The organism is Nonomuraea sp. NPDC049152, assembly GCF_040648355.1.
Taxonomy (GTDB): domain Bacteria; phylum Actinomycetota; class Actinomycetes; order Streptosporangiales; family Streptosporangiaceae; genus Nonomuraea.
Genome location: NZ_JBEZDO010000018.1, coordinates 56,794 through 74,130 on the forward strand (window position 1 = coordinate 56,794; position 17,337 = coordinate 74,130).

General features: G+C 72.5%; 11 protein-coding genes. 3 read left to right on the forward strand and 8 right to left on the reverse strand.

From position 1 onward, the window contains the following. The first annotated feature begins 310 nt into the window (after window positions 1–310). Window positions 311–1,120: a crotonase/enoyl-CoA hydratase family protein gene (locus tag AB0B45_RS29435; protein WP_358136956.1), complete on the forward strand. Its 810-nt coding sequence runs from the start codon at window positions 311–313 to the stop codon at window positions 1,118–1,120. Window positions 1,121–1,274: 154 nt separating this feature from the next. On the opposite strand, the gene AB0B45_RS29440 is transcribed toward AB0B45_RS29435, so the two are convergent. From AB0B45_RS29440 to AB0B45_RS29450, 3 genes are all read right to left on the reverse strand, one after another. After that, window positions 1,275–2,405 carry a nitronate monooxygenase family protein gene (locus tag AB0B45_RS29440; protein ID WP_358136958.1) on the reverse strand — a complete coding sequence of 377 codons (1,131 nt, stop codon included), beginning with the start codon at window positions 2,403–2,405 and terminating at the stop codon, window positions 1,275–1,277. Between the two features lie 444 nt (window positions 2,406–2,849). Next, window positions 2,850–5,012: an acyl-CoA dehydrogenase gene (locus tag AB0B45_RS29445; RefSeq protein ID WP_358136960.1), complete on the reverse strand. Its 2,163-nt coding sequence runs from the start codon at window positions 5,010–5,012 to the stop codon at window positions 2,850–2,852. Between the two features lie 44 nt (window positions 5,013–5,056). After that, window positions 5,057–5,953, reverse strand: coding sequence for a hypothetical protein (locus AB0B45_RS29450; protein WP_358136963.1), 897 nt, complete (start codon window positions 5,951–5,953; stop codon window positions 5,057–5,059). A 62-nt stretch (window positions 5,954–6,015) separates the two neighbouring features. Here AB0B45_RS29450 and AB0B45_RS29455 point away from each other — a divergent pair, with 62 nt between their 5' ends. Both AB0B45_RS29455 and AB0B45_RS29460 read left to right on the forward strand, forming a co-directional pair. Further along, window positions 6,016–7,431: an AMP-binding protein gene (locus tag AB0B45_RS29455; RefSeq protein WP_358136965.1), complete on the forward strand. Its 1,416-nt coding sequence runs from the start codon at window positions 6,016–6,018 to the stop codon at window positions 7,429–7,431. Window positions 7,432–7,532: 101 nt separating this feature from the next. Then, window positions 7,533–8,525, forward strand: a complete 993-nt coding sequence (locus AB0B45_RS29460) for a trypsin-like peptidase domain-containing protein (RefSeq protein WP_358136967.1) — start codon at window positions 7,533–7,535, stop codon at window positions 8,523–8,525. On the opposite strand, the gene AB0B45_RS29465 is transcribed toward AB0B45_RS29460, so the two are convergent. The 5 genes from AB0B45_RS29465 to AB0B45_RS29485 all read right to left on the reverse strand — a co-directional run bounded on the left by AB0B45_RS29465 (window position 8,515) and on the right by AB0B45_RS29485 (window position 17,238). Beyond that, the gene (locus tag AB0B45_RS29465; RefSeq protein ID WP_358136970.1) at window positions 8,515–9,060 is read right to left on the reverse strand and encodes an OmpA family protein; all 546 of its coding nucleotides are present in this window, start codon (window positions 9,058–9,060) and stop codon (window positions 8,515–8,517) included. The genes AB0B45_RS29460 and AB0B45_RS29465 overlap by 11 nt on opposite strands. Further along, window positions 9,044–9,643 (reverse strand): hypothetical protein, encoded by a 600-nt coding sequence (locus AB0B45_RS29470; protein WP_358136972.1) that lies wholly within the window; start codon window positions 9,641–9,643, stop codon window positions 9,044–9,046. Before AB0B45_RS29470 ends, AB0B45_RS29465 begins: the two co-directional genes overlap by 17 nt. Window positions 9,644–9,722: 79 nt before the next feature. Continuing rightward, complete coding sequence (locus tag AB0B45_RS29475; protein WP_358136975.1) at window positions 9,723–12,518, reverse strand: BTAD domain-containing putative transcriptional regulator; 2,796 nt, start codon at window positions 12,516–12,518, stop codon at window positions 9,723–9,725. Further along, the gene (locus tag AB0B45_RS29480; protein WP_358136978.1) at window positions 12,515–14,158 is read right to left on the reverse strand and encodes a serine/threonine-protein kinase; all 1,644 of its coding nucleotides are present in this window, start codon (window positions 14,156–14,158) and stop codon (window positions 12,515–12,517) included. Before AB0B45_RS29480 ends, AB0B45_RS29475 begins: the two co-directional genes overlap by 4 nt. Beyond that, window positions 14,155–17,238, reverse strand: a complete 3,084-nt coding sequence (locus tag AB0B45_RS29485) for a BTAD domain-containing putative transcriptional regulator (RefSeq protein WP_358136981.1) — start codon at window positions 17,236–17,238, stop codon at window positions 14,155–14,157. Before AB0B45_RS29485 ends, AB0B45_RS29480 begins: the two co-directional genes overlap by 4 nt. Window positions 17,239–17,337: the final 99 nt, after the last annotated feature.

Sequence of the window (17,337 nt, forward strand, 5' to 3'; positions counted from 1 at the left end):
CGGAGCGAAGCGGCCTAGCAAGCGCTTGATCGAACCCTTGGGTCCTGCCGCACAGGTTCGCCCCCACCACGATCGACAACATCCCGGCACGACGCAAGAACCACAGCGTCCAGATCCGCGCCTCCGGAGCCACCCGACCCAGATGCTCTCCGACGGCCCGACCATCGCGGGATAACCGCCCGGCGCCCCCACGCCCGCGTGCACCGAACCCTGATGGCGTCCGTCTCCCGCCTTCCGCCCTTCCGTAGAGGCGGCTTCCCTGAGAGGATCAGCACTACCAAGCGCTTGGTTCATAACGTGGAGGTCAGCCATGGACGTCCTGCCGATCAGCACCCCCCACTGCCGCGTCGAACGCGACGGACACGTCGTGATCGTCACCATGGACCGCCCCGAGGCCAAGAACGCCCTGTCCTCCGACATGCTCATCGGCCTGGCCTCCGCCTGGGCCTACGTCTCGTCCGAACCGGAGGTCCGCGTGGCCATCCTGACCGGCGCGAGCGGCACCTTCTGCGCGGGCGCCGACCTCAAGGCCATGGGCCGGCCGTCCACCGACCCCGAGGTTCAGGCCAGGGCCGCCGCCATCACGAACTTCCACTGGAAGGGGCTGCTGCGCGAGGACCTGCCGACCAAGCCGATCGTCTGCGCGGCCGAGGGCTACGCGGTCGCGGGCGGCACCGAACTGCTCGTCGGCACGGACCTTCGCGTGGTCGCCGAGTCGACCACACTTGGATTGTTCGAGGCCAAGCGGGCGCTGTTCCCCATGGGCGGCAGCGCCATCAGGCTGCCCCGCCAGATCCCCTACTGCCACGCCATGGACCTGCTCCTCACCGGGCGCTCGGTCACCGCGGCGGAGGCGCTGTCGATGGGGTTGGTCAACAGGGTCGTCCCGGACGGCCAGGCCCTGGCGGTGGCGCGCGAGATCGCCGACGACATCGCGGCTTCGGGGCCGCTTGCCGTACAGGCGATCCTGCGCACCTACCGGGACACGCTCGGACTGCCGGAGCCCGAGGCGCTGAAGGTCTCCGACGAGTACGGCTGGCCGGTGATCGGCTCGGAGGACGCGAAGGAGGGCGCAAGAGCCTTCAAGGAGAAGCGCCCCGCCACCTTCCAGGGCCGCTGACCCACTCGCCCCCCCGGAGGAAGTGGTCCCGGTACCACGCGCATGCCGTTTCGGAGGAGGAGGTCCCGGTGCCGGGCGGCTGCCGTTCCGACCCAAACGGGGTCCAGGAGAAGCGGGAGCGCCGCCCCGTGGGGAAGCGCTCCCGCGCGGCAGGTCAGGATTCGGTGATGTGGCCGAGGCGTTCCGTGGCCTCGATGTACTCCTCCACCATCTCGAACACCACGTCGCGCGCGCTCTTCACCTGGTTCATCGTCCCGATGATCTGCCCAGCGGGGAAGGTCGCGAGCTCGGCCGCGTCGGACCGGCCGATGCGGCGCAACGCGTCCGACACCAGCATGAACTGCAGAGGCATCGACAGCGTGCCAGGAGAGTTCTCCGCCTCCCACGCGTCGGTCCACTCGTTCTTGAGCAGCCTCGCGGGCTTACCCGTCCAGCTGCGCGAGCGGACCGTGTCCCTGGAGGTCGCGGACAGGATCCGGCGCTTGGCCAGTTCGGGGGTGTCGGCCTCCTCGACGGTCAGCCAGATCGACCCCGTCCAGACGCCTTCCGCGCCCAGCGCCATTCCGGCTGCCATCTGCCTGCCGCCGCCGATGCCGCCCGCCGCCAGGACAGGCACGTCGGAGCCGTCGGGCCCCGCGCCCCGAAGCGCGTCCACGACCTGCGGGATCAGCACCATCGTGGAGATCTCGCCGGTGTGCCCGCCCGCCTCGGTGCCCTGCGCGACGACCACGTCCACGCCGACCTCGGCCTGCTTGACGGCGTGGCGGGGGGTGGACGCCAGCGCGGCCACCTTGACCCCGTGCGAGTGCGCCAGTTCGACGACGTCGGCGGGTGGCGGGCCGAGCGCGTTGGCCAGCAGCGCGATCGGATGCCGCAGCGCCACCTCCACCTGCGGCCTGGCGGTGGCGTCCGTCCAGCCGAGCAGGACCCTGCCCGGGTCGGCGTCGTCCGACAGCGGGGGGACGCCGTGCTCGGCGAGCAGGTTCTCGACGAAGCTCCTGTGCCCGTCGGGGATCATGCCCTGCAGGCGGGAGACCAGTTCCTCTGGTGGGAAGTCGGCGCCCTCGTAGGAGGCGGGCATGACCACGTCGACGCCGTACGGCTTGCCGTCGACGTGGTCGTCGATCCACTTGAGCTCCATCTCGAGCTCTTCCGGGGTGAAGTAGAGGGCGCCCAGTACGCCCATCCCGCCTGCGCGGCTGACCGCGGCGACGACATCCCGGCAGTGGCTGAAGGCGAAAATCGGTAACTCGATCCCGAACAGGTCGGTGACTCGTGTCCGCATGGGCCGACGATACGATCGGGACCGGGAAAACTGCAACGCGTTCTACTCTAGAACCTTTGCTCGGTCGGACCCTTCGCATCCGGCGTCTCTCTTCCCCTTGTCCCGTGGCTGGGGTTTCTTGGGGAATTCACACCCGGGAAACCAGACCCTGCCGCCATCACCGAGCTGGGGTCTCTCGGGGGAGGAACCACACACCGCAGGGCGAGACCATTCCGGCCATCATGGAGCCGGGGCCTCACGGGGAGCCCCGCACCCAGGGCGCCATGTCAGCCGTCCCGGGGCTGGGGTCTTTGGGGGACTCACACCCGGGACGGAGACCGTGTCAGGTCTCCCTCACCCGGTGCAGTCCATCGGAGAGGGCGGGGTCCGCCGTGTCGGGGTGGTGGAGGGTCTGCTGCCCACCCCGTGAGGAAGCGGGGTGGGCAGCCGGTCCAGGAACGTCGGCTACTTGCCGGGTTCGGGGTCGCGGGGGAGGCCGAGCATGCGCTCGCCGATGATGTTGAGCTGCACCTCCGTCGTCCCGCCGTAGATCGTCATCGCGCGGGTCGCCAGTACCGCCCTGTTCCAGTAGCCCGCGTCCCCCAGCGTCATGTCCGCCGCCACCGTGGCAGCCTCGCCGAGCAGCTCCACCGCCGTCTCCGACACGTGCTGGGCGTGCGAGGTCGACAGCAGTTTCCGCACCGAGGCGTCCGCTCCGGGCTCGGAGCCCGCCAGCTGCTTCAGCGTCACCCTGAGCGAGAGGGCGTTGATCGAGTGTCCCTCGCACACGACGGCCGCGACCGCCTGCTCCTCCACCGCCGTCAGCGGCCTGCCGAGCCTGGAGATGAGCCCCAGCAGGTCGGGCACGGACGCGCCCGTGCCGCCCGACCCCGAGGACAGCGACACCCGCTCGTTGGACAGCGTGTTCCGCGCGACCTTCCAACCGTCGCCCACCTGGCCGACGACCAGCGAGTCCGGCACGAAGACCTCGTCGAGGAACACCTCGTTGAACAGGTTCTCGCCGGTCATCTCGGTCAGCGGCCTGACCGTGACCCCAGGCGATTTCATGTCGACGAGGAAGTAGGTGATGCCCTCGTGCTTGGACCCCGCCGAGGAGTTGCGGGCGATGCAGATGCCCCACTCGGCGACGTGCGCGACGGAGGTCCAGATCTTCTGCCCTGTGAGGGTCCAGCCGCCCTCCACCTGGGTCGCCTTCATCTGCAGCGACGCCAGGTCGGAGCCCGCTCCGGGCTCGGAGAACAGCTGGCACCAGATCGTCTCGCCGCTGAGCGTCTTGGGCAGGAAGCGTTCCTGCTGCTCCTGCGTGCCGTACGCGACGACGGACGGCACCACCCACGCACCGATGATCATGTTGGGGAGCTTGACCTTGGCAGCCTTGAGCTCCTGCTGGATGAGCACCTGCTCCAGCGGGTCGGCGTCGCGCCCCCACGGCTTGGGCAGGTGCGGCATGACGAACCCCGCGGCGGCCAGCGCCCTGCGCTGCTCGACCCCCTCAAGGGTGGCGATCTCGGCGATCTCCGCGGCGATCGAGGCGCGCAGCGACGCCGCCGAGTCGGGCAGCGCGATCTCCATCGGACGCTGCACTCCCGACAGGGCGAGTGAGGCGACCGTGGCGGCCCACGTCGAGGAGGAGCCGAGCAGCGCCCTGAGCGTGAGCGCGCGCCGGTAGTAGAGGTGGGCGTCGTGCTCGAAGGTGTAGCCGATGCCGCCGAAGGTCTGGATGGCGTCCTTGGCGCACTGCACGGCCGCGTCGGGCGCCATCACGCCCGCGATGGCCGCCGCGTAGTCGAGCTCGTCGCCGGTGGCCCTGGTCGCGTCCCACACGGTGGCCCGCGCCTGCTCCAGCGCGACGAGCATGCGCGACAGCTTGTGCTTGATGCCCTGGAACTGCCCGATCGGCCGCCCGAACTGCACGCGTACCTTGGCGTAGTCGGCCGCCGCCCGCACGCACCAGGCCGCGAGCCCCGTCGCCTCGGCGCCCAGGATGATGGCCGCGAGGTTCTTGACGTCGACCGCGCCCAGCACCCGGTCGGCCGGTACGGTCACCGCGTCCAGCGTCACCTTGGCCACGGCCCTGGTGATGTCGAGCGACCTGACCTGCTCGATCTCGACCTGCGCGGCGTCGACCGCCACCCACACGCCGCCGACGGGCAGCACGAGCACGTCGGCCATCGCGCCGCCGAGCACCTGCGTCGCCGTACCCGAGACGACCATGGAGTCGCCGTCGCCCCCGGTGAGGGAGGCCGACAGGGCGACCGCGCCGGTCAGCGAGCCGTCGGCGAGCCCGGGAAGCAGCTCGGCGCACGCTTTCTCGGACTCGGAGGCGGCGATGACCGCGCCGGCCAGCACGGTCGGCACGAACGGGCCCGGCGTCATGCGCTCGGCCAGCGCCTCGACGGCCACGGCCGCCTCCAGCAGGCCGTATCCGGATCCGCCGAACTCCTCGGGCAGGTGCAGGCCGAGCAGCCCCTGCTCGCCGAGGCCCTGCCAGAACGGCGGGCGCCCGCCCTCCTGGGACCGCACGACCTCGGCGGGCACGTTGCGCTCCGCCCAGCCCGCCACCGACTCGCGGAGCGCCTCGTGCTCCTCGCTCAAACCGATCGCCATGTCAGCCTCCTATGGTTCCCAGAACCATATTCTAGAGGATGCTTCTATGCCGAACGTAGACCCTTCACGAGAGTGTTGAGGTCGCGCCAGTGGCTCTTGCCGCTGTCGGGGATCGTGGCCAGCAGCATGGCGGGCTTCGTCTTGCCCGCCTCGACCACCGCGGCCAGCGCCTGCGACGAACGCCGTTCGCCGTCGAGGGTGTAGTCGACCCGGAAGCCGACGATCCAGCCCTTGCCCTCGGCCGGCTTCTGCGAGGCCGTCCAGGTGAGCGCGCCACCCTCGGGGTGCTGGGTGCGCAGCGACCAGCGGGCCGCCCTGACGGCGAGCTCCCTGTAGTCGGCGCTCGTCTTGGGCCTGTCCGCGGTCACGGGAAGCGGCGCCGAGGCCACCATCGTGTGCGGGACCGCCACCTTGCCCACGCGCTGGGCGATCGCGAACGGTGCGAAGGACTTCGCCGTCCACGGCTTTCCGAGCCTGGGATAGCTGATGCCGGTCCGCTTGTCGACGACCGTGCCGATCACCTTGCTGGCCTTGCCCGACATGGCGGGGAAGGCCAGGCTCGCCGGCACCGGCGTCAGCACCCCGCCGTCCTCCGCCACACCTGACGCGGCGCCGGGCCCTGAGGCCTGTGCCCGCTGCTGCTCGGTCGCGGTCGGCTCGTCGCCGGAGAACAGCGCGAAGATCGCGACCACCGCGAGCACGGTGGCGATCACCGCGGCGAGCAGGTAGACGACCTTGATCGGTATGTCGCCGACGCCGGCCACGAGCCGCCCGACGAACCCCCTGCGCGGCGGGGCCGGCGGCGTCCTGAACGCCCCTGCCGTCGGCGGCATCGGCACGTTGACGGTCTGGTCGGCGGGCGAGAGCTCCACTCGCTGGAAAGGGGTGGTGGGCGCGTCATAGGAGGGTTGATACGGCTCCTGTCCCTGATTGTGCGCCATGTCCCGAGGCTACGTGATCGGCCGTCTTCCTTGGACAGAATGTAATTCTGTAGGGTCACCACATGAGGGGCTTCTACGAGATCGCCGCCGCCGAGCCCGACCGCCCTGCCGTGCTCGGGGAGGACGGCCGCACCTACGGGGAGTTGCTCGCCCACGCCAACCGGCTCTCCCACGGCCTGACCGAGCGCGGGATCGGGCCGGGCGACGCCGTGGTCACGGTGTTGCGCAACGGCCACGAGGCGCTGGCCATGATGCTCGCCACCTACCAGCTCGGCGCCTACCACGTCCCGGTGAACTGGCACTTCACCGAGGAGGAGATCGACTACATCGTCGCCGACAGCGGGGCGAAGGTCGTCGTCGACTCCCCTCTGGAGGTGAGCGGCCGGCCCGCCGGCGCGCCGCCGCACCGGCGCGCGGGCTCGATGATGCTCTACACCTCGGGCACCACCGGCAGGCCCAAGGGGGTACGGCGGCGCCTGCTCGACCTCACGCCCGAGGACCTCTACCCCATCCTCATGCGCAAGAGCTGGAAGCACTTCGGGCTGCCGTTCGGCGGGGTCCACCTGGTGTGCTCGCAGCTCTACCACTCCGCCCCGTACGGCCAGGCGATGATGGCGCTGAACCTGGGCCACGCGATCGTCGCCCCCGAGAGGTTCGAGGCCGTGCGGACGCTGGAGCTGATCGAGCGCCATCGGGTGACGAACGCGTTCATGGTGCCGACGATGTTCCACCGGCTGCTGGCCGTACCCGATCGGGAAGAGTACGACCTGTCGTCGCTCACCCACCTCTACCACGGGGCCGCGCCGTGCCCGCCCGCGACCAAGCAGGCGATGATCGACTGGCTGGGCCCCGTGCTGTGGGAGTACTACGGCTCGACCGAGGCCGCCGTCGCGACGATGGTCTCCTCGCGGGAATGGCTGGCCAAGCCGGGCACGGTCGGCAGGGCGCTGGAGGGGATGGCGTTCACGATCGTCGACGAGGACGGCCGCGAGGCCGCCCCGGGCGAGCCGGGGCTGGTCTACATCGGCGGCATCAACAGGTTCGAGTACCACGGCGATCCCGGCAAGACCGCCGCCGCGATGCGCGGGCGTGACTACACCCCCGGCGACATCGGCTACCTCGACGAGGACGGCTACCTGTTCCTGCTGGACCGCAGGACCGACCTGATCATCTCGGGCGGAGTCAACATCTACCCCGCCGAGATCGAGGCGGCGCTGCTCGAACATCCGGCGGTCGCCGACGTGGCCGTGATCGGCGTGCCCGACGAGGAGTGGGGACACCGGATCGTGGCGCTGGTCCAGCCCGCCGAGGGCGTGACGCCGGGCGACGAGCTCTCCGCCGCGCTGCTGCGGCACTGCGAACCCCGCCTGGCGCGGCTCAAGCACCCACGGGTGATCGAATATCGCGCGCGGCTTCCGCGCACACCCACGGGCAAGCTGAGCAGGCGTGATGTCAGGGACACGTATCTTTCCGGTTGATCCGGGGAACATAACCGCGCATGAGGATGATCGTCGGGGGCATCGTAGCCACAGCTTTGCTCATCTCCGGTTGCACGGGCTCCATCTCGCGGTCGACGCCCATGCCCACGACGTCGCCACCGCCTTCCGGCAGCGCCACGACAGGCGCCACGGCCGGGTCCGCGCACGAGCTGGAGGTCGCCTACGAGACGGTCATCAAGGATGTGCTGCCGTCGATCGTGCAGATTTCCACGGCCGTCGGCATCGGCTCGGGCATCGTCTACGACACAGCGGGACACATCGTGACCAACGCCCACGTGGTGGGCGAGGCGACCAAGATGGAGGTCACGCTGGCGACCGGGGGCGCCGCGCGCAAGGCGAAGGTGGTCGCGTCCTTCCCCGCCGGCGACCTCGCGGTGATCAAGGTGGACGACCCCAGGGGGCTCACCCCCGCCAAGTTCGCCGACTCCTCGAAGCTACGGGTCGGCCAGATCGTGCTGGCCATGGGCACCCCGCTGGGCTATTCGGGCAGCGTCACCAACGGCATCGTGTCGGCGCTCGGCCGTACCGTCAGCGAGCCGCAGACCGACGGCGGCTCGCCGGTCGCGACGATCGCCAACGCCATCCAGACCTCGGCCGCGATCAACCCGGGCAACAGCGGCGGCGCGCTGGTCGACCTGTCGGGGCAGGTGGTCGGCATCCCGACGCTGACGGCCAGCGACCCCGAGCTGGGCAGCGGGCCCGCGCCCGGCATCGGGTTCGCCATCCCCAGCAACACCGCCACCGACATCGCCGCGCAGATCGTGAAGGACGGCAGGGTCACCAACACGCGCAAGGCCGCGCTCGGCATCGTCGGCCGTACGGTGATCGGCGCCAACGGCGCCGCCGTCGGCGTCGGCGTGGTCAGGGTCACCCGCGACGGAGGGGCGACTCGGGCGGGGATCGGGGAGGGCGACATGATCGTCACGGTGAACGGCACAGACACTCCGACGATGTCCGCCCTCTCGGAGGTCCTCGCGAAGCTGAAGCCTGGAGGTCAGGCCAAGGTCGAGGTGCTCAAGCCGAGCGGACGCGTCGACACGGTCACCGTGACGCTCAGCCAGCTCACTGCTTGACGGAGAAGACGATCTCGACGCGGCGGTTCTTCGCCCTGTTGAACTCGCTCGCCCTGCCGTCCACCAGGTTGGGCAGCTTGGGCCTGGTCTCGCCGAAGCCCGCCGCCTCGAACGTCACCGCCCCCGCCGCCAGCCGTTCCAGAGCCTGCTGTACGGCACGCGCCCGCTTCAACGACAGCACCTGGTTGTAGGCGTCCGCCCCCTGGTCGTCGGTGTGCCCCTGGATCTTCACCACGCCACCCGCCGACTCCGCCTTGATCTTGCCCGCCACCCCCGCCAGCCGCTGCCTGGCCTTCGGCGTCAGCACCCACTTGTCCAGCGCGAACAGCACGTCGCTGGTGAGCGCCACCGTCACCTCCCCGCCGAGCCTGGACTCGCTCTCCGAGCCGTCCATCGACTCGATCTCGGGGACGAGGTCCTCGACGGGGAAGACGAGGTCCTCCACCTGGAAGGTGGCGCCGGGCGGGACGGCGGGATCGGCCAGCACCGACCCCGAGAGCACTGCGGCGACGGCCAGTTCAGGAAACCGGAACATCGGTGAAGACTCCCAGGTCGGGGAATTCGACGGTGAGCTTGGTGACGTCGGCGGGAGGCGCGCCGTAGACGGCGTACATCTCCAGTGATCCGCCGCCCTTGATGCGCTGGTTCACCCTGCTGCACACGCAGTCGGCGTTCTCGCCCGTCCCCTTGCGCGCCACCCTGTAGCGCTTGCCGTTGACGGGGTCGATCAGCGTGACGCCCGCCACGGTCCAGTCCAGGGTGTCGTTGCCGAGGTTGGCGCCCACGTACCAGTCGTCGCCTGCGGCGTCGGAGGGGGCGAGATTGGAGACGGTCCAGGTCAGTGTGGCGATCTTGCCCTGCCGCTTGAGGCTGGTGATGTCGATGCGCAGCTCGCTCTCGTCGTGCTTGACCTTGCGGCTGGCGATCGCCTTGAGTTCCTCGGTCTGCGCGGCGGCGGGGGGCTCGGTCGCCGACTGCTCGGCGGCCGGTTCCTGGGTGGCCTTCGTGGCCACGGGCTGCTTCTCCTCGCCGCCGCCCGAGGCGAGCTGGTTGGGCAGCATCCCGCAGCCGGTCAACGTCATCGCCAGCATCGCGGCCGGCGCCAGTTTCCTTAGCATCCTGCTCTACCTCTTGCGGTCGGGGGATCGATGAGCCTGACACTAGGAAAGCGACGTTCAGGATCCGTATAGCCGGCTGTTATCGCAGGCCACGGCGGCGACGCGCTTCCATCGCGAGCTCCTGTGCCTCGGCGAGGCCACGCCTGTCACCGAGAGCGTCAAACTCTCCCATAGCGGATGCAATCGCATCAACTGCCCCATCCACCTCATCGAGGTCGAGACTGGTAGCGGCGATCGTCAGCAGCGCCCTGGCCCTTCCACGCCTGTCGCCGTGCGTCTCGAACACGGCCAGCGCGTCCCGCGCCGCCGTACCGGCCACGTCAGGGCGGCCCTCGGCCCTGGCCACGTTCGCCAGCGCCAGCACCGCCGCGGCTTCGGGCAGCCGGTCGCCGAGCCTCCTGCTCAGGCCGAGCGCCCGCTCGGCCGCCTCCCTCGCCTCCTTCGTCCTGCGCAGGCCGAGGTCGAGCGCCGCCAGGTCGAGGAGGACGGCGGCCTCGCCGCGCGGATCGCCCAGCTCCCTGTAGCCCTCCAGCCCGCGGCGCAGCAGCTCCTCGCTCCCCCGCAGCTCGCCCAGCGCCCGCAGCGCGTCGGCCATGCCGCGCGGGTCGGCGCCGAAGGCGGCCAGGCACTCGGCGAAGCAGCGCTCCGCCTCGTCGAGGCGGCCCTGGGCGCGATACACCAGGCCGAGCCTGAGCGTCGTGCGCGCCACCTCACCCTGCTCGGTGAGGGGCAGCGCGGCGCGCAGCGCGTCCGCTGCCTCCTCCAGCCTGCCTTCGGCCCTGTCGAGGTCGGCGAGCGAGCGCAGCAGCAACGCCTGACCGTGCCGATGCCCTGCCCTGCGCGCCGACTCCAGGCCGAGCAGCGCGGTCGCCCGCCAGTCGTCGTGGTAGGCGCCCAGCTCGAACAGCGGGGTCAGGTAGAAGGCGAGACGCCACGCCGCCTCGTCCATGCGGGCCCTGTGCAGGTCGGTGACCGCCGCGACCATGAACGTGCGCTCGGCCGCCAGCCAGCGGGCCGACTCGGCCAGCCGGGTGGTCGCCAGGTCCCTCTCGGCGGTGCGTGCCACGGTCAGGCCCGACCCCGGCTCGGCGGGCAGCATCAGCTCCCTTGCTCTGCGGGCGCGATCGAGGATCTCTCCCGCGACCCCTGCCAGAACGGCCGAGGCCGCGCCCTCCTCCTCGGCCAGGCGCTCGGCGGCGTACAGGCGGGTCAGGTCGTGCCAGCCGTACCGGTCGAGTCCGCGCTCCTGCAGCAGCCCCGCCTCCGTCAGCGCCTCCAGAACCCGCCTTCCCTCCCGCGTCCCGCCGCCGTGGGAGAGCAGCGCGGTGGCGATCCACGGGGCGAAGTCGGGGGAGGTCAGAGCGCCGAGGCGGCGCAGCAGGGCGCGCTCGTCGTCGGCCAGCGCCCGGTAGCCGAGCGCCAGGCTCGACCGGACGGCGAGATCGCCCGCGCTCAGCTCGTCGAGCCTGCCCCGCTCGTCGCCCAGCAGGTCGGCGAGGTACTCCAGCGTCCATCCCCTGCGCCGAGCCAGCCTCGACCCCGCGATCCGCAGCGCCAGCGGCAGCCCCCCGCACAGCCGCGCGATGCGCCGCGCCTGCTCGGGCTCGGCGGCGACGCGGTCGGCCCCGACGATTCCCTCCAGCATCGCCACCGCCTCGCCGGGCTCCAGCACGTCGAGCGGGTAGGCGCGGGCCGCCTCCAGGCCGAACAGCGGCGACCTGCTGGTCACCAGCGTCATACACCCCGCTCCCGTCGGCAGCAGCGCCCTGACCTGCGCCTCGCTGGTGGCGTCGTCGAGCACGACGAGCACCCGCCTGCCCGCCACCAGGCTGCGGTAGAGGCGCACCCGCTCGTCGAGCGTCGCGGGGACCGCGCCGTCGGGACAGCCGAGCGAGCGCACGAGATCTTCGAGGACGGCGCCAGGCGTCCTGTAGCGCAGGGAGGCGTACAGCGTGCCGTCGGGCAGGCCGAGCCCGCCGGCCGCGTGGACGGCGAGCGCGGTCTTGCCCGAGCCCGCCGGGCCGTACAGGACGAGGTGGACGGGCGCCGCCCCCTGCGCGGGGACCGCCGCGGCGATCCAGTCGAGCACCGCGGTCCTGCCGGTGAAATCGGCGATGTCCGGCGGCGTCTCGTTGGGGACACTCACCCTCTCGTCCTCCGCGAGCACCCTGTCGTGCGCCTCGCGCAGCTCGGGGCCCGGTTCGAGGCCGAGCTCGTCCACGAGCGTGCCGCGCGCGGCCTGGTAGGCCTCCAGCGCCTCCGACCTGCGGCCTGCCTGATGGAGGGCGAGCATCAGCTGCGCCCACGCCCGCTCCCTCAGCGGGTGGGCCGCCACCAGCGCGCGCAGCTCACCGATCACCTCGCCGCCCCTGCCGAGCGCCAGGTCGAGCGCGACCCGCTCCTCCAGCGCCGCCAGCCTCAGCTCTTCCAGCGGTACGGCACGCGCCCGCCGCAGCTCGCCCTCGATCCCGTCGAGCGCGGGCCCCCGCCACAGCCCCAGCGCCTCCCGCAACAGCTCGGCCGCCTCCTGGGCGCCCCCCGCGTCCCTGACCCTGCGCGCGGCCGCCACCATGCGCTCGAAGCGGAGCGCGTCGACCTCGTCGGGCTCCGCCGCCAGCAGGTAGCCGCCGGGAACGGTCCTGATGCCGTCGACGACCTTGCGCAGCGCGCTCACGTACACCCTGAGCACCGCCTCCGCCGAAGCCGGCGGCTCGTCGCCCCACACCGCGGCGACCAGCCGGTCGACGGTGACGGTGTGTCCCGCGTGCAGCAGCAGCGCGGCCAGCAGCACCCGGTGCTTGGCGGGGCCCGGGGTCACCTCCCGTTCCCCGTCGCGCACGACCAGCGGCCCGAGCAGGCGGAACCGCGCGCTCATCCCCGTGAGGCCCGCACGTCGAACGAGCCGAACCTGACGCTGACCCGCTGGTCGCCGTCGGGGGCGGCGAAGACCCCGCTCGGTCCTGGGCCGAGGGGGTGGTTCGTGTCGGAGGCCTCGCCGACGAGTTCCTCGTCGAGCCACATCCGCAGGACCGCCTTCGGCCCTTCGCTCCTGCATTCGGCGACGATGCGGCGGTCTCCGGACTTCTTGGGCGCCGCGCCGCCGTCGAGCAGCGTGCCCTTGCCCGCCTGGCGCTTGGTGATCGTGGCCTGGCCCGCGCTGGTCACGGCGAACTCGTACCGCTGGGCGGCGTCGGCCCCTCGGCACCACACGCCGAACTCGCCGCTACCCGTGATCCGCCTGCCCTTCGCGCTGATCACCGCGCCGGTGTCGGGCTCCGTGGGCGGCGGCGCCGCGCGCCACAGCCGCCAGCCGGGGTTGGCGGTGAGCAGGTAGCCGTCGCCCGACCGCTCGACGGTGCCGCCGTCGGTGCGGCCCGTCTCCCAGCCGTCGGCGAAGTCGGCCTGGTACGGCCAGGCCTGCGTCCCCGGCCTCAGCGTCATCAGGCCCGCCACCGTGGCCGCGACCACGAGGGCCGCCGCCCCCGCCACCCACGGCCACCGCCGCCGCCCCCGCCCGTCCGCCGTCGTGGCCCCGGGGACAGGCTCCCCGGCCCGTGCCGCATCAGGGTCCCGCTGGGACGCCGCCCACGTCGGCGCGGCCGTCCCGGTGGCCCGCTGAGGCGCGGCCCATGTTGGCGCGACCGTCTCGGGGGTGCGGTGAGGGGCGGCCGGTGCGGCGGCGACGGGGCCCGTCCAGGTGCGTTCGACGACCATAGTGGCCGTCGCCGGGCTCGGCTGGCCGCCCACGAGCTCGGCCAGCAGTTGCCCGGCCGTCGGCCGCTTGGCCGGGTCCTTGGCCATCGCCCACTCGACGACCCCGCGCATCCGCTCGTCCAACCCCTGCAGGTGGGGACCCTCGTTGACGATCCTGTACAGCACCTCGGCGGGCGCCCCACCGCCGAAGGGCAACCGCCCGGTGCCCGCGAACGCGATCACCCCGCCCCACGCGAACACGTCGGCCGACGGCCCGGCCTGCTCGCCTCTCACCTGCTCGGGAGCCATGAACGCCGGCGTTCCCACGATCGCCTGGCTGGCCAGGCTGTCCGCGCCCACGAGCTGTGCGATGCCGAAGTCGATCACGCGTGGCCCGAGCGGCGACAGCAGGACGTTCGACGGCTTGAGGTCGCGGTGGATCACCCCTGCGCCGTGGATGGCCGACAGCGCGGTGGCGATCCCCACCGCCAGCGCCTCCAGGTTCCCGCCGGTCAACGGCCCCTGCTCCCGTACGGCATGCGACAGGTCGGGCCCCTTGACGTACTCGGTGACCAGATAGGCCACCTCCCCGTCCAGGCCGGCGTCGAGCACGGGCGCGGTGCAGAACCTGGCCACGCTCCTGGCGGCCGACACCTCGCGGGAGAAGCGCCGCCTGAAGGCGGAGTCACGCGCCAGAGCCGGATGGATGACCTTGACCGCCGCCAGCCCTCCCGTGGGCGTGGACGCCAGATGCACCTCGCCCATCCCGCCGCGGCCGAGCTCCCGCAGCAGCGTGTATCCGCCGATCACCCGAGCTGTCACAGCAGCCCCGCCACGTCCTCACGCGACAGCGCCGCGCCCCTGGCGTACGCCTCGGCGAAGGCCTGCTCGCCCAGCGCGGCGCGAGCCCGGTCGCGCACGTGCGCGACGTCGGGGTCGCCCGCCAGCGACATCCCGCGCAGCCCCGACCCCACGCCGAGCAGCGTCGCGGCCCTCTCGTGGTCGCCGCGCAGGCCCGCGACGCCCGCGAGCCCCTCGACCGCGAGCGCCAGCACCGGCATGCTCTGCACCCGCAGCGCCGCGACGAAGGCCTCCTCGTGCCTGGCCGCGGCGAGGTCGACGTCACCAGAGGCCGCCGCGATCCGGCCGAGCGCCACGCCGATGTGCACGTCCGTCAACGACTCGCCGAAGGACCCGCTCGTCTCCCTGGCCCGTACCTCCTCGTAGCGGCGGCGCGCCCCGTCCAGGTCGCCGCGCAGCCTGGCCACCTCGGCGAGGCCGCAGCTCGCCCTGGTGGTGCCCTCCAGCGCGCCGACCCTGCGGGCCAGGTCCACCGCGCGCAGGTAGTCCGCCTCGGCGCCGTCGAGGTCGCCGAGCAGCAGCTCTCCCTCGCCACGCTGGCACAGCAGGTCGGCGATGTCCTCCTGCGCGCCGAGCTCGCCGACCAGGCGCAGCGCCTCCTCGATCAGCTCGGTGAACCGTTCCCGCTCGCCGCGCCACGCGGCCACCTTGACCAGCTCCGACAGCGCCATCGCGCTGCCGAGCCGCTCGCCGAGCGAACGGAAGTAGTCGAGCGCGAGCGAGAACTCCCGCTCGGTGCCCTCCACGTCGCTTTCCATCAGGTGGCAGAGGAACCCCTTGCCGACGTGGTGCAGGCCCCTGACCCACGCGTCGCCGCTGGCCTGGACGCGATCCATCATCACCTCGAGGAACCCGTCCTCGGCGGAGGGGCCGGCGAAGCTGCCCCAGAAGAACGACAGCTGGGGGCGTTCGGCGACCAGATCCATCGCGCGCATCAGTTTCTGCGCCACCTCCAGGTGCTCGCCGCCCGAGGCCGCGCTGGCCACGCAGATCACGTACTCGGGCTCGAGCCCCTCGGGCGGCCGGGGGCCGACTGCGGCCAGCAGCGCGCGGGCGGGCCGCACGCCGACGCCTCGCCGCCCCCGCAGCCACCAGTACGTCGACAGGTCCGCGAAGATCCGCAACGCCATGGCAGGGTCGTGCCGGGTGGCCCAGCCCAGCGCCGCCAGCAGGTTGTCGTGCTCGGGGTCGAGCATGGCCGCCCACTCCAGTTGGTCGGCGCGCAGCAGGTGCGGGGCCGCCTCGCGCAGCACGCCGAGGAAGTACTCGGCGTGGGCCCTGCGGTAGGCGGCCACCTCGCCCGACTCGTCCAGCCGCTCGGCGCAGAACGCGCGGATGGTCTGCAGCATCCTGTAGCGGTCGCCGACCACCTCGACCAGCGACTTGTCGGCCAGCCCGGTGAGCAGCTCGACCGCGTCGCGCGTGCCGCAGACCCGCTCGGCCGCCTCCAGCCTGGCGCCGTCCGCGAACACCGTCAGCCGCCTGGCGACCTCCTGCTCCTCCTCGTCCAGCAGGCCCCAGCTCCACTCGACCACCGCGCGCAGCGTGCGGTGCCGTGGCTCGGCCGTACGGCTGCCGCGCGATAGCAGCCCGAGCCCGCCGTCCAGCCTGGCCGCGACCTCGGCCACCGACAGCGAGCGCAGGCGGGCGGCGGCCAGCTCGATCGCCAGTGGCAGGCCGTCGAGCGCCGCGCAGATCCGCTGGACGTCGGCGAGGTTGCCCTCGTCCACCGCGAACCAGGGGCGTACGGCGGCGGCCCTGTCCTCGAACAGGTGGACGGCGAGCGTGCCCGGCAGCGGTGGCACCTGCCAGATGCGCTCGCCTGTGATGCCGAGCGCCTCCCTGCTGGTGGCCAGGACGCGCAGGTCGGGGCAGGCGCTGAGCAGGCGGTAGGCGAGCCCGGCCGCCGCCTCGACGACGTGCTCGCAGTTGTCGAGGACGAGCAGCATCGGCCGCCCCGCCAGCGCGCTGACCAGGCGGTCGGCGGGGTCGGGCTGGTCCTGGCCGACGCGCAGGCCCAGCCTGGTGAGCACGGCCTGCGCCACGTCGCCGCCCTCGGCCAGCGCGCCGAGCTCGATGAAGCCCACCTCGCCACACACCGTGGCCGCGGCCTCGATGGCGAGCCTGGTCTTGCCCGCGCCGCCCGGTCCCGTCAGCGTGACGAGCCTGGCCCGCTCCAGCAGGACGCCGACCCCTGCCAGGTCGTCCTCCCTGCCGACGAAGCTGGTGAGCTGCGCGGGCAGGGCGGCGGGCAGGGCGGATCGCGCGTCCCGCTCGTCGGGGACCGCGGTGGGCGACGGCCGGCCCGCCGCAGGGGCGTAGAGCTCGCCGCGCAGCGCCGCCAGGTGGATCTCCCGCAGCTCGGGCGAGGGATCGACGCCCAGCTCGTCCGCCAGCGTCCTGCGGGCGTCCTCGAAGGCGGCCAGCGCCTCGGCCTGCCGGCCGCTGGCGTACATGGCCCTGATGAGCTGGCCGCGCAGGCGCTCCCTAACCGGGTGCGCCTCCACCAGCTCCTGCAGCTCGGCCACCAGCTCCCTGTGCCTGCCCAGCTCGAGGTCGGCCTCGACACGGTCCTCCGTGACGTCGACCCTCAGCTCCTCCAGCCGCGCCGCCTGCGCCGGAGCGAACGGCGCGTCGCGCACGTCGGAGAGCGCGGGCCCCCTCCACAGCCGCAACGCCTCCGCGAGCAGCGCGGACCGCTGGGCGGCCGGCTCGGTGGCACGTCCTTCGCGGAGCAGGCGCTCGAAGCGGTGGGCGTCGACCTCCTCGACGTCGACGGCCAGGCGGTATCCGGCGGGGTGGAACTCGATCGGGGTGTCCAGGTTCCTGCGCAGGCGGGAGATCTGCGACTGCAGCGCGTTGGTCTCGCCGGTCACGGCCTGCTCCCCGTACAGGCCCTCGATGAGCCGCTCGGTGGGGACGATCCGGCCGGCGTCGACGACGAGCAGCGCCAGGAGGGCGCGCAGGCGGGTGCCGCCGACGGTGATCGCGCCGCCGTCGGCTCGCCGCGCCTCGACGGGGCCCAGGATGCCGAACCGCATCACATGACCCTACGCAAACGCGCCACCAGGGCCCGCAGCGCCTCGATCGAGGCCGGGCGGTGCACGTCAGAGGCGTGGAAGGCGAGGTTTCCCGCCCAA

What these genes read in the sequence shown, in the direction of transcription:
- AB0B45_RS29465 (WP_358136970.1), bottom strand. Translation starts at nt 9,060, where the DNA reads ATGTTCCGGTTTCCTGAACTGGCCGTCGCCGCAGTGCTCTCGGGGTCG.
- AB0B45_RS29470 (WP_358136972.1), bottom strand. Translation starts at nt 9,643, where the DNA reads ATGCTAAGGAAACTGGCGCCGGCCGCGATGCTGGCGATGACGTTGACC.
- AB0B45_RS29440 (WP_358136958.1), bottom strand. Translation starts at nt 2,405, where the DNA reads ATGCGGACACGAGTCACCGACCTGTTCGGGATCGAGTTACCGATTTTC.
- AB0B45_RS29445 (WP_358136960.1), bottom strand. Translation starts at nt 5,012, where the DNA reads ATGGCGATCGGTTTGAGCGAGGAGCACGAGGCGCTCCGCGAGTCGGTG.
- AB0B45_RS29455 (WP_358136965.1), top strand. Translation starts at nt 6,016, where the DNA reads ATGAGGGGCTTCTACGAGATCGCCGCCGCCGAGCCCGACCGCCCTGCC.
- AB0B45_RS29460 (WP_358136967.1), top strand. Translation starts at nt 7,533, where the DNA reads ATGCCCACGACGTCGCCACCGCCTTCCGGCAGCGCCACGACAGGCGCC.
- AB0B45_RS29475 (WP_358136975.1), bottom strand. Translation starts at nt 12,518, where the DNA reads ATGAGCGCGCGGTTCCGCCTGCTCGGGCCGCTGGTCGTGCGCGACGGG.
- AB0B45_RS29450 (WP_358136963.1), bottom strand. Translation starts at nt 5,953, where the DNA reads ATGGCGCACAATCAGGGACAGGAGCCGTATCAACCCTCCTATGACGCG.
- AB0B45_RS29435 (WP_358136956.1), top strand. Translation starts at nt 311, where the DNA reads ATGGACGTCCTGCCGATCAGCACCCCCCACTGCCGCGTCGAACGCGAC.
- AB0B45_RS29485 (WP_358136981.1), bottom strand. Translation starts at nt 17,238, where the DNA reads ATGCGGTTCGGCATCCTGGGCCCCGTCGAGGCGCGGCGAGCCGACGGC.